The 12,114-nt window shown below is 46.5% G+C and carries 14 protein-coding genes; 7 read left to right on the forward strand and 7 right to left on the reverse strand.

What is annotated here, in order from left to right; all coding sequences use genetic code 11:
• Positions 1-39: 39 nt before the first annotated feature.
• Positions 40-726: a YggS family pyridoxal phosphate-dependent enzyme gene (locus OPS25_RS00675; RefSeq protein WP_265615716.1), complete on the reverse strand. Its 687-nt coding sequence runs from the start codon at positions 724-726 to the stop codon at positions 40-42.
• 29 nt (positions 727-755) lie between these two features.
• Here OPS25_RS00675 and OPS25_RS00680 point away from each other — a divergent pair, with 29 nt between their 5' ends.
• The 7 genes from OPS25_RS00680 (at position 756) to OPS25_RS00710 (ending at position 7,672) form a co-directional block, all read left to right on the forward strand.
• The gene (locus tag OPS25_RS00680; protein ID WP_265615717.1) at positions 756-1,793 is read left to right on the forward strand and encodes a type IV pilus twitching motility protein PilT; all 1,038 of its coding nucleotides are present in this window, start codon (positions 756-758) and stop codon (positions 1,791-1,793) included.
• A gap of 15 nt (positions 1,794-1,808) precedes the next feature.
• Entirely contained in the window at positions 1,809-2,918 is a 1,110-nt protein-coding gene (locus tag OPS25_RS00685) for a PilT/PilU family type 4a pilus ATPase (RefSeq protein ID WP_265615718.1), read from the forward strand.
• A gap of 2 nt (positions 2,919-2,920) precedes the next feature.
• Complete coding sequence (locus OPS25_RS00690) at positions 2,921-3,262, forward strand: putative signal transducing protein (RefSeq protein ID WP_265615719.1); 342 nt, start codon at positions 2,921-2,923, stop codon at positions 3,260-3,262.
• 81 nt (positions 3,263-3,343) lie between these two features.
• Complete coding sequence (locus tag OPS25_RS00695; RefSeq protein ID WP_265615720.1) at positions 3,344-3,733, forward strand: MAPEG family protein; 390 nt, start codon at positions 3,344-3,346, stop codon at positions 3,731-3,733.
• Positions 3,734-4,022: 289 nt separating this feature from the next.
• The gene (locus OPS25_RS00700; RefSeq protein ID WP_265615721.1) at positions 4,023-4,676 is read left to right on the forward strand and encodes a hypothetical protein; all 654 of its coding nucleotides are present in this window, start codon (positions 4,023-4,025) and stop codon (positions 4,674-4,676) included.
• A 447-nt stretch (positions 4,677-5,123) separates the two neighbouring features.
• Positions 5,124-6,308: a DUF2868 domain-containing protein gene (locus tag OPS25_RS00705; RefSeq protein WP_265615722.1), complete on the forward strand. Its 1,185-nt coding sequence runs from the start codon at positions 5,124-5,126 to the stop codon at positions 6,306-6,308.
• Positions 6,305-7,672 carry a DUF3482 domain-containing protein gene (locus tag OPS25_RS00710; protein WP_265615723.1) on the forward strand — a complete coding sequence of 456 codons (1,368 nt, stop codon included), beginning with the start codon at positions 6,305-6,307 and terminating at the stop codon, positions 7,670-7,672. The genes OPS25_RS00705 and OPS25_RS00710 overlap by 4 nt, the downstream gene beginning before the upstream one ends.
• A gap of 2 nt (positions 7,673-7,674) precedes the next feature.
• Here OPS25_RS00710 and OPS25_RS00715 read toward each other — a convergent pair whose 3' ends face one another.
• From OPS25_RS00715 to OPS25_RS00740, 6 genes are all read right to left on the reverse strand, one after another.
• Entirely contained in the window at positions 7,675-8,676 is a 1,002-nt protein-coding gene (locus OPS25_RS00715) for a serine hydrolase domain-containing protein (RefSeq protein ID WP_265615724.1), read from the reverse strand.
• Between the two features lie 110 nt (positions 8,677-8,786).
• A complete protein-coding gene (ruvX, locus tag OPS25_RS00720; protein WP_265615725.1) occupies positions 8,787-9,218 on the reverse strand; it encodes a Holliday junction resolvase RuvX in 432 nt (143 codons plus the stop codon).
• Positions 9,211-9,777: a YqgE/AlgH family protein gene (locus OPS25_RS00725; RefSeq protein ID WP_265615726.1), complete on the reverse strand. Its 567-nt coding sequence runs from the start codon at positions 9,775-9,777 to the stop codon at positions 9,211-9,213. Before OPS25_RS00725 ends, ruvX begins: the two co-directional genes overlap by 8 nt.
• Positions 9,778-9,784: 7 nt before the next feature.
• Entirely contained in the window at positions 9,785-10,738 is a 954-nt protein-coding gene (gshB, locus tag OPS25_RS00730; protein ID WP_265615727.1) for a glutathione synthase, read from the reverse strand.
• A gap of 74 nt (positions 10,739-10,812) precedes the next feature.
• The gene (locus tag OPS25_RS00735) at positions 10,813-11,541 is read right to left on the reverse strand and encodes a 16S rRNA (uracil(1498)-N(3))-methyltransferase (protein WP_265616132.1); all 729 of its coding nucleotides are present in this window, start codon (positions 11,539-11,541) and stop codon (positions 10,813-10,815) included.
• Positions 11,542-11,703: 162 nt separating this feature from the next.
• Positions 11,704-11,874: a hypothetical protein gene (locus OPS25_RS00740; protein ID WP_265615728.1), complete on the reverse strand. Its 171-nt coding sequence runs from the start codon at positions 11,872-11,874 to the stop codon at positions 11,704-11,706.
• Positions 11,875-12,114 lie beyond the last annotated feature (240 nt).

Consider the following 12,114-nt stretch of genomic DNA (forward strand, 5'->3'; position numbering starts at 1 on the left):
AAACCCTTTTAGTTAATTTATGTTGCTGCGATGGCCTGGCTAATTGCGTGCGCCAAATATCGCTGTCCCGATACGCACCATAGTTGAACCATGTTGAATGGCTGCTTCCACATCATCGCTCATACCTACGGATAGGGTATCAAAATTGCTCAGCTTTGTACGATATTCGCCGAATAATTCCTCTAGCATGGATAGTGTCGTTTCTTGTTCAACCGCGTCCATGTTCGCCTTAGGAATGGCCATCAGCCCTCTCAGTGTTAGATGGGGGAGAGGTTCTACAATTTCAACAAGTTCTGGTAGTTGATTGGGTGGGATGCCCGACTTTGACGCTTCATCATTAATATTGACTTGAATGCAGCAGTTTAGTGGCGGCAGGTTTGCCGGTCGCTGTTCGTTCAAGCGACGAGCAATTTTAGCGCGGTCGAGTGATTGTACCCAGTCAAAATGTTCGGCGACCAGCTTTGTCTTATTTGATTGAATGGGACCAATCATATGCCATTCAATGTCGCTAAGCTGTTGCAATTGAATAATTTTTTCAACCCCCTCCTGAACATAGTTTTCACCAAATAAACGGTGTCCCGCTTCATACGCTTGACTGATATCAGATACCGGTTTGGTCTTGCTGACGGCTAGTAATTTAACCGAATTTCGGGGACGATGAGCATTATCAGTGGCCTGTTCTATCCGTACATAGGCGGATTGCAGCCGTTCTGCTATTGTTTGCATTAGTCACCATAAGTTTTGGAGAGATAGCCTTGGATATTACCGAACTTTTAGCTTTCAGTGTAAAAAATAACGCCTCCGACTTGCACCTGTCAGCTGGCTTACCTCCGATCATTCGCGTTGACGGCGAAATGCGCCGCTTAAATGTGCCTGAGCTGGATCATAAGCAAGTACATGCGCTGGTTTATGAAATCATGAATGATCGTCAGCGTAAAGAATACGAAGAGAACTTAGAAACCGATTTCTCATTTGAAGTTAAGGATTTATCTCGCTTCCGGGTAAATGCGTTTGTCCAAAATCGTGGTGCAGCAGCCGTACTGCGTACCATACCCAGCCGCGTGCTGACGCTGGATGAGCTGGGTGCTCCGGCTATTTTCAAAGATATTATCAATCAGCCTACCGGACTGGTGTTAGTGACTGGCGCCACAGGCTCGGGTAAAAGTACCACCTTGGCAGCGATGGTTGATCATATCAATTCTTACAAACGGGAACACATTCTCACAATCGAAGACCCTATTGAATTTGTACACGAAAATAAAATGAGTGTGCTTAACCAGCGGGAAGTTCATCGCGATACGCATAGTTTTTCCAATGCCTTACGCTCGGCGCTACGTGAGGATCCCGATGTTATTCTGGTCGGTGAGCTACGTGACCTCGAAACCATCCGTTTGGCCATGTCGGCTGCGGAGACGGGACATTTGGTGTTTGGAACGTTACATACCAATTCTGCTCCCAAGACTATCGACCGTATTATTGACGTGTTTCCTGCCGAGGAAAAAGCCATGGTGCGCTCAATGCTCTCAGAGTCGTTACGCGCCGTAATCTCACAAACGTTGCTTAAAAAAATTGGCGGGGGACGGGTTGCTGCCCATGAAATCATGGTCGGGATCCCGGCCATTCGTAACCTGATTCGAGAAGACAAAGTGCCTCAAATGTACTCAGTTATTCAGACTGGACAGGCACACGGTATGCAGACTATGGATCAATGTCTGCAAAAACTTGTGGCGATGGGCGTAATTACGCAGCAAGATGCAGCCGCCAAATCTATTGATAAAGCCAAAATGGGTTAGCGGGAAGGAGAAACCATGCTGGATTCCTATTTAGAAAAAATGGTCGAAACTTCAGCCTCAGACCTTTTCGTGACGGCTGGATTTCCCGTTAGTGCTAAAGTGAACGGACAGATGACGCCATTCAGTGATGCACCCCTATCAGATGCTGAAGCCTTGGCACTGGTGCATGAGGCGATGGACGAAAAGCAACAAGACACCTTTCATACCAGCAAGGAATGTAATTTCGCTATCGCCAGAGACGGTGTGGGGCGATTCCGCTGCAGCGCCTTTTGGCAGCGTGATAATGCTGGCATGGTTGTGCGTCGAATTGTGACGCAAATCCCTCAGGCGGATTCGCTTGGCCTGCCTCCCGTGTTAAAAGATATTATTATGGCAAAGCGAGGGTTGATCCTCTTTGTCGGCGGCACCGGCACCGGTAAATCAACATCCCTTGCCGCCTTGATTGGACACCGCAATGAGAACTCTCACGGACACATTCTAACCATCGAAGATCCAATCGAATTTGTACATGAGCATCGTAACTGCGTGGTTACTCAACGCGAAGTAGGCATCGATACGCAGTCTTTTGATGATGCGCTGAAAAGTTCGCTACGTCAGGCCCCTGACGTGATATTAATTGGTGAAATCCGTTCTATGGAAACCATGGAATATGCCATGTCATTCGCAGACACCGGCCATTTGTGTGTGGCCACGCTGCACGCCAACAATGCCAATCAAGCCATTGAGCGCATTATGCATTTAGCGCCTAAAGATATGCACGATAAGCTACGTTTTGACTTAAGTTTAAATATTCGTGCAATCGTGGCCCAGCAGCTGGTCCCTACCAAAGACGGTAAGGGGCGGGTAGCGGCGATTGAAATTTTGTTGAATTCTCCGTTAGTGTCTGATCTTATTCAACGAAACGAAATAGGCGGCTTAAAAGACGCGATGAAAAAAGGGCGCGAAATGGGTATGCAGAGTTTTGATATGGCACTTTATGATTTATATAAAGCCGGCAAAATTGAGCTTGATCAGGCCTTGCACCATGCCGATTCTCCCAACGATCTACGTTTGATGATTAAATTGGATACTAAAGAAGGTTCTGGCTTGGGCTCGCTTTCTAACGTTTCTATTGATATGGATTAACGATGAAAAAACTGTTTTCGAGTCATGACAGTTTTTTAGTTCAACAAGTTCGCAGTGAACTTGAAGCATTGGACATTCCCTATCTGATGAAAAACGAATTCATCAGCGGCGCAATGGGTGAGCTTCCCTGGCAGGAAGTCTTGCCCGAAATTTGGTTAATCGATGAGGCCTGGGAACCCAAAGCCAGCAAAGTGATTGAAGGATTAACGCAACAGTTAAAAGCTGACGATGTAAAGGTTTGTGCGCAATTATGGCAATGTCCCGAGTGCCACGAATTTAACGAGCCAGAATTTGAATCGTGTTGGCAATGTCAGTATGAGCAGCGCTCTGTTCCGATTTCCTGATACGACCAACACGCTATTCAAATTTGCGCGTTCAGGTTATTCTGCTTTAATTTTCTATTGAATACTTAAAAGGCAGGATAGATGACAATACTGATATTATGCTTACTCATCGCAACTGTGATGCCGATATTAGCCAAAGTACCTTTAGCCTATGCGCAAAACGAGATGCAGGGAGGCTATGACAATAAAGAGCCGCGGGCCCAACAGGCGTGCCTGAAAGGCTTTGGAGCAAGAGCTAAAGCGGCCCATGAAAACTGTTTTGAAGCGTTAACCATGTTTGCGCCTGGCGTGTTGGTGTGTATCGCGACCGAGACAATCGGGCCTGTTATTACCACGCTGGCAATTACCTTCATCGCAGCCCGAACCATTTATCTTTTTGCCTACTGGTTCAATATCCACCTTTTGCGCAGCACCGCGTGGTTAGTCGGCTTTGGCGTGTCATTGGCACTGATTTATTTCGCGATCCCTTAAACGGTATTACCACCCAGGTATCGCAATAAAGTCATGGCAATCTACCCCCCAAGGGGGAACGTAAGCTTTTTTACCGTAATGCAGGAACCTGACCTAAGGTTGGCACCGAAGTAGGCTATTGTGGCGCCATGCTGATTCGTACGCGGCTTCTCTATCTAGGCTTCTTAGTAAAGGAGGGGCGGTTGGAGGTATTTCTCTTTCGCTTTAAGCCACTACATCAGCCTGGGGTTTGGTGTTATAAAGAATTTTTTCTTTTCAGTTTTGATAGCCATAGGACACAGGAAAAAAGATGGAACTAAAACAAACGGGTGGCTTTGCTGCGCTATATGCTGGGTGCGCATATATCTTTGGGTTTAGTGTACTACTGCTGTTACTTTCCCCCGAACAGGCTAGTGAGTGGTCGCACGCGCAACGGCTTGAATTCTTATTAGAAAATAAAACCCTGCTGCACATCTGGAATAATGTCATTTATACCGTGTTTGGAATAGTGCTTATCTTTCTTACTCTAGCTTTAGATACAAGAATCCCCCATACCGACATCATTCGCACAAAAGCCACCAAAACATTGGGCTTTATCTGGGCCGCTTTATTGATTGCAAGTGGTATGATCGCCAATGTGGGGATGGAAAAAGTGTCGTCTTTGTATGCGTCTGACCCCGCGCTTGCGGTCACAGTATGGCAGATGTTGGGGATTATCCAGGATGGGTTAGGCGGTGGTGTGGAAGTGCTCGGTGGCCTATGGGTGGTGCTGATCAGCGTTATGGCGCTACGCACCCGAACTTTTTCTACAGCCCTCAATATCGTAGGCATAATTGTAGGTATTGCCGGTTGTCTTACGATCTTGCCTGGCCTAAGTGATTTCGGGGCAATTTTCGGGCTTGGCCAGATCCTTTGGTTCCTATGCTTGAGCGTGGCGTTTTTTCGCGATAATGAACCCCTATAACTTGTAATTCTGTATAACATGCTGCGTGCAGCTCTAAGGGCAGTAGGGTCAGCATACCTTACTTATCGAATTCGCGCGTTAGTGGTTTCAGTGATTGAAGAGTTTTGCATACCGCTGGTGATAGCCATAGGATTAGGCAACAGTAAACTCAAGGTCGATAGGTTATTGATTCACCACGAGCGTGAACCTGTAACTGTGGATATTGCGCGGCTTTTCACACCCAGGGGTTGTGCATACGCAGGCTTTCTGGCGGGATAGGGGTGCGCTTTACCACTTTTAACTCCTATTCAAACTCACGTACATGCACCACGTTTCTGGTTATCTTTACAAAATACAGCGACATTTGCTTGTACGATACCGCGAAACCCGCTAGTTTTCATTGTAGAGACTTTCCTAATTACGTACCATTTGAAAAGTCTTTCAATTTTAATTAATTAGAGTTGTAGTGTGACCGATTCTGAAATTACCTCGGCAGCGCAAAATGATATCTCTCAAACTGTGCGCATGTCACCGGCAATTGTATGCGCTGGCATGCTATTGGGGTTCTTGCTAAGTTTTGTTTTGTTAAACGGTGATGCCCAGGGGCGGGTTAACCTATTTTATTTGTTATTGGTGTTTTTACTGTTTCCCCTGTTAGGCTTAATCACTTCCGTTTTATCTATGGTGAGCGGTAAGGGGGTAAATCTTGCGCGCATTGTGAGTAAGCTGGGTTTTTTAGGTGTATCCCGTTCCAGCGTTCTGCGCCAGCTCAGGCAACGACATCTGGATAAGCATTGGTTTTTTCTGCAAAGTCAGTTTGCGATGTTAGCGTACTCGCTCGCTGGTATCCTTACCTTATTAATATTACTGGTAGCGACCGATATTAATTTTGTGTGGCGCAGCACTATATTAACCGCCAACGATATTTATCCCTGGCTAAAGGGCATCGCCTCACCCTGGTGGTTTTGGGAATCCGCCCAACCTTCTGTTGAGCTACTCGAGCGCACTCAGGACTCCAGACTCACCCAGCTTTACGAATCGCCTGCCAACCTCGCGTTATGGTGGCCGTTTATCCTTGCAACCCAAATTTTTTATGCGTTTCTGTTAAGAGGTATGTTACTGGTGGTCAGCCGGTCTATTATAAAACACCGACTCAAGAGCGACTTTGAACAACAGTTAAAACAACGCATCCAGCAGAACCCACGTCGTCAGCCCGAGCACTTTGAATTATCCGAAGTGCGTCATCAATTGCCTTCTACTTATGCGGTAATTAATTGGAGCGCCTTACCTGAGGCAATTGTTGCCCAATTAGATGAGGTTGCAGGCCAACCAAGGCTCGTCGCAGGGCCACTTGCAAGTGAGAAAGAGCAAACTCAGGCAGAACAGTATGCAGAATATAAACTCGTGTTGGTAAAAGCCTGGGAGCCCCCCCTGGGTGAATTACACGATTTTCTGCAACACGGGCAGGGGTTTATCTACCCTGTCAATTACCACCAACACACAGTGCGTAATGCAGAGCAGAAACATCTGAAGGAATGGCGGCGATTCTGCTCAGAACTGCATAACTGGCAGTTGTTCCAGCCCGCCGCTGCAACAACGCTTCGAGGTGATGACGAGCGTTCAGCTACACGAGATGGCGAGGGTACGGCATGAAAGCAAACAAACTGGCACGCTTTGCGGTGGTAGGGCACCCCAACAAAGGAAAATCGTCCATCGTGTCCACCTTATCGCATAATGACGATGTGGTGATATCCAGTCGCAGTGGTACCACCGAAAAGGCCGAAAGTATTACCGTGGATACTGCTAATGGTGGCTACCAACTAATAGACACACCGGGATTTCAGCGGCCGGTTAAAGTTTTGCGCTGGCTTCACGAGCAAGGAGCTAACGCGAGCGAGCGGGCCAAGGTGTTAGAAAAATTTGTCCATGATAGCGACTGTCAAAAACAGTTTCCCGATGAGGTGGAATTGCTTAAACCCATTGTCAATGGCGCAGCAATACTTTATGTGGTGGATGGTTCCCATCCTTACGGTGCCGAATACGAAGCTGAAATGGAGATCCTACGTTGGAGTGGGCAGCCATCTATGGCACTTATCAACCCAATAGAGAGCGTTGATTACGTTGATGAATGGAAAAGTGCGTTATTGCAGTACTTTAAATCGGTTCAAGTCTTTAATCCCATGAAGGCAGACTTTGAAAAACAAATAACCTTACTGAAAACATTTTCTCATCTAAATTCTGCCTGGTCTGACGCCCTACAAAATACGATTGGTGATTTACAAGTTCAGCGGCAACAACAGCTGGAACAAAGTATTGCCTTGCTAAGTCGCTTAGTTGAAGACTTATGTGAGCATAGAGAAACGCAGAAAGTGCTTACGCCGTCTCAGGCAGAAAAAATCAAGCCAATGCTCGAAAAGCAATACCATCACTGGATGCGGGAACGGGAAACACAGGCAGTAAGAGAGCTGATGGCTATATACGGCCACTTTCAAAGTGATGTGGTAGCACAGCAAATAGATTTGCCACCCGACCTGTTCGACTGTGGCCAATGGTTTATATGGGGCTTGGATAAAAAGCAGTTGGTGTATGCTGCAACCGCGACCGGGGCGCTGGGCGGCGCCGCGTTGGATGCGGCGGTGGCGGGCTCAAGCTTTATGTTGGGTGCACTTGGAGGGGGGCTTATTGGCGCTTCCAGTGCGTGGTTTGGCGCAGACAAACTCGCAGATTTGTCTGTACAGGGGCTGCCTGTAGGAGGCTATGAAGCACGCTTAGGACCTATTAAAAATCGTAATTTTCCGTATGTGGTGATCGGTCGTTTTATTCATTTACATGCACAAATATCGCAACGCAGTCACGCTAGTCGCGATGCGTTAGCCCTCGATGCCAATGACTTTCAGCAGCGCGTGCAAAATCTTGAGAAAAGCACCCAGCGTGAGCTACACCAAGCATGTGAAAGACTCATCAAACAGCGCCCAGTTGATAACCTGGAATCGATACTCACCCCCTTGTTTAATTAAGGCTAACTGCCTCGTTGGCGAACAATATTTCTGATTTGGTTGAATGCGCGTTCGCTAAGCGAACTGCTTTCGCCACCGGTATTGGTGGTAAAAACAAGGATTACGGTATCAGATAAAGCATCGTAGCGGGCAATACTCTGATAACCGGGCAACCAGCCTGTGTGTTCATGATAATAGACGTAAAGGTTTGCTTCCTGTTCATTCAATAATTCGCCTCGGTTGAGCGCACCCATAAACATGGCAATATCTTCAGCAGACGCCACCATTGAGCCTCCTGGAATAGCGTATTTTTGTGCTTTTTTATCTCTACCATTCCAGTAACCGGTGATGAGTGAATCCTGTGGCGCATAGGCTTGCTGTAAATAGGTGTCTTTCATTCCCAGCGGCGCGAGTATTTCATTCTGAATGTACAGCTCGTGACTAAACCCCAGTACTTTATCCATTACCAGACCTAACAATAAATAGTTACTGTTCGAGTAGGCGTAGCGTTCGCCCGGATTAAAATCGGCGGGTTTTCCTTCTATTAGCTTAAGGGTTGCCACAATATCCGTATGGGAACGGTCCCACGAAAAGCCCGGTTGACTATCGAAATCAGGGATCCCGCTACGATGCGTAATTAAATGTTTAAGGGTAGCGGATTCAGCATTTGCGATGCTCAACGAAAGCTCGGGTAACCATGTTGAAACGAAATCTCGCAGATCTAAGGCATTTTCGTTAACCAGCTTGGTCACCGCTACTGCCATAAATAATTTGCTGATGCTGGCTATTTTAAACAAATGCTCCTGTTCAAGATCAATCCCTGAAGCGACTACGTCTGCCTTTAGGTTGCCAGTTTGAGATAATAAGATTATTCCTGATATATCGCTATGTTTACGAATATCATTGGCAATCTGTCGTAGTGTTGTCGGTGCAGAGGATACAGGATGCGTGCTAGGAGAGCTATTAGTTTGCGGTGGTGTTGAACTCTTGCTACCTCCGCAACCGCTGGTAATGAAAATTATCACAACAAGTAGAAAAAAAATCGTGAGAAAATCATGATAGCGAAATTTAGTCTTGACTGTGACAACAAGGCTAGCACAAAAAAAGGACAATACTGCGCTAGCGCAACCGAAATTTAATTATATTGATTCTCCGCCCAACTTGTAAAAATCACACAGGCAGAAACACTATCTACTTTGTCCTTTGTCAGTTTTTTGTATCCGCCCAGCTCAAACAGCATCGCTCTGGCATCGACGGTGGTTAAGCGTTCGTCCCAGGTTTCTACTTTTAGCTTGAAACGACCGTGAAGTCTATTCGCAAATTTCTTCGCACGTTGGGTAACATCCTGCTCTGTGCCATCCATATTCAGCGGCAGGCCGACCACCGCCAAATCAGGTTGCCATTGTTCAATGATTTTGTGCAAAGCATCCCAATCCGGTACGCCATCACGCGCTTTTAACGCTGCGAGGGGGGCTGCGGTGCCCGTCACTTCCTGGCCCACCGCAATGCCGATACTTTTGGTGCCAAAGTCGAACGCTAATACGGTGCGCGTTCCTGCCTCAGGCACGTCCACTCTCCGGGGCGAGCTGCCACACATCGATACCTAATTTGTTCACCGCAGCTTGCCATCGTTTATGAATGGGGGTGTGGAAAAGAATTTCGGGATCAGCTTCAATAGTCAGCCAGGCGTTATGCTGCATTTCCGCTTCTAACTGCCCCGCCGTCCACCCTGCATACCCTAATGCGATAACCGCGCTTTGCGGCCCGCTTTTGTTACCTATTGCGGTTAGAATATCCTTAGAGGTAGTCACCATGATTTCATCGCTTAGAGCCAGACTAGACGCCCATTTTCCTTCGTTAGTATGCAGTACAAATCCACGCTCCTGACTCACAGGACCGCCTGCTAATATAATTTGCTCTTTGCGATCGTCAGCAACGATTGCGTCTTTGTCAGTTTGTTCCAGAAGTTGCTTTAAATTCATGGTGGAAGGCTGATTGACTACGATACCCATCGCTCCATCGGCATTGTGTTCACAAATATAGGTGAGCGAGCGCGAAAAGTACGGATCTTCCATAGAAGGCATGGCAATCAGAAAATGGTTTTGTAAACTTTTTAACTCCGTCATGAAACCCTCACGAATGTACGATCCGGCGCTCAATCGCATCGAACAGTTTGCCTGTTATATTAATATCAAAATGCGCCTCAATCTCTCTTACGCAGGTGGGGCTGGTTACGTTTATTTCTGTGACTTTATTTCCGATGACATCGATACCCACAAACAACAAACCTTTTTCTTTGACCACAGGCGCTATTTTTTGGGCAAGCGCGAGATCGGAGGCAGACAGGGGCTGTGGTCTGCCCGTACCTCCTGCGGCAAGATTTCCACGAGTTTCGCCCTGTGAAGGTAAACGGGCCAGCGCATAAGGCATAACCTCACCATCCACAATTAAAATACGCTTATCCCCTTCACTAATTTGGGGTAAATATTCTTGCACCATCATGAAGCGCTGGTTCAACCGCGTCAGGGTTTCAATTACCACCCCCAAATTATTGCCATCTTCTTTCACCCGGAATATGGAAGCACCGCCCATGCCGTCTAACGGCTTGCAAATAATGTCTTTATGCTGTTGATGGAACTTTCTAATCAACGCAGCGTTACGAGTAACTAAGGTGGCGGGTATCAGATCAGGAAACCAGGCGGTAAATAATTTCTCGTTAAAATCACGCAGACTGGAAGGCTTATTGACCACCAGTGAACCGGCTTCTTCTACTAGGGTTAAAATTTGTGTGGCGTAAAGGTATTCGCTATCGAATGGGGGATCTTTACGCATCAAAAACACATCAATGTCGGCAAGCTGTAGGTGTTCACCCTCACTGAGTGTATAAAAATCCGTAGCTCGATCAGTTACCGTAACCTTCCTGGCGAAACCTTTCGGTGTCCCGTTATCAAGATATAAATCGCCCACCTCAAAATAATAAAGGGTAACGCCGCGACGCTGGGCTTCAAGCATCATCGCAAAACTGGTGTCTTTATGGGGCTTGATGGACGCAATAGGATCCATCACAATGCCAACAGAGTAGCTCATGATTCACATACGATTTTAATTAGCTTAACCCACACTATGGCGATTATTCAGGAATTTTCAACCATTTAAGGCTACTAAAAGTCGCCGTGCATGGCCTGTAAAATACTTAAACTGGTTATTGCGGCAGTTTCTGTTCTAAGTACGCGCGGACCCATGCTGACTGTTAAATACCCGCATTCCTGGGCCTGATGTATTTCATTGTCAGACAAGCCTCCCTCTGGTCCAATCAAAAGCTGGTAGCCATGAGAATGATATGCAAGTTTAGTAATGGGGTCGTTTGCAGTAGGTGCTAAGGTGATCCGTTGAGCCTTTGTAGATATAGCTAGCCAGTGACCTAACGCAGTCGGGGGGTTGAGTTTAGGTAACTTGTTGCGACCACATTGTTCGCACGCACCACTGATAATCTTCAACCATTGCTGGGTCTTCTTTTCCCATCGCTTCTCATCCAGCTTCACCGAACATCTTTCTGTGATCAGGGGCGTGATTTCCGCGACACCCAGTTCTACGGCCTTTTGCAAAACCGTTTCCATTCTATCCCCTTTGGAAATACCTTGACCTAAATGAAGGTACAAGGGCGACTCTTTACTTAACGACAAACAAGCGTCAGCTTCGACCACAACCTGTCGTTTGCTTACATTTACCAGTACGCCACTATATTCATTGCCATCGCCGTTAAATAAGACCACGGGATGGCCCGGCCGTAAACGCAACACGTTAGCTACATGATGGGTAGCTTCAGCACTTAGTTCAAATTCGGTGTCCAGAGTAATGGGGGCAGGGTGAAATATGCGGGGAATGCGCATGCGAAAAATCCAACTAATTCTGACAATTGGAACATGATACTGATAAGCGGTACCAGTCTGCAACGAAATGCGCCTTTCTTAAGGCAAATATGATGCTATGTATCAAGCGGACCCAGTGGCCCGCTTGAATAACTTAGGAAAAAACGACAAAGTTTAGAAAACTCAATTAGCGTGCAAAGCCTTAGAATTGGTTTTGGTCATCGCATGAACTGGTTCGGTCACGATAGCGGACTTACTTCGTCTGGCATGAACGGTATTTTTACCCTTATCGGTTGACAATGCATACGCTAATAACAACAACACTACTAAGAAAAGAACAGTTATAAATAACATTTTCAAATCCTTTAAAAACATTAACTATCAATGGCTGCTTTAGTTTACGAGTGCATGAATACAGCTCATGGGAAAACAAAACGAAAGCCGAGCAGTATTATACTCTACTTAAGCCTGTAACCACCATGGCTAAAACACGTGTGTCCTGCATTGATGTTAAGTAAAAAATATAGTCAAAAAACGCGTTAATTCCAGCTTGTAAAACGATTTCTCAGCTTTTTTTTACGTAATATCGATAAA

Origin of the sequence: Alteromonas aquimaris (assembly GCF_026183695.1) — a bacterium.
GTDB lineage: Bacteria > Pseudomonadota > Gammaproteobacteria > Enterobacterales > Alteromonadaceae > Alteromonas > Alteromonas aquimaris.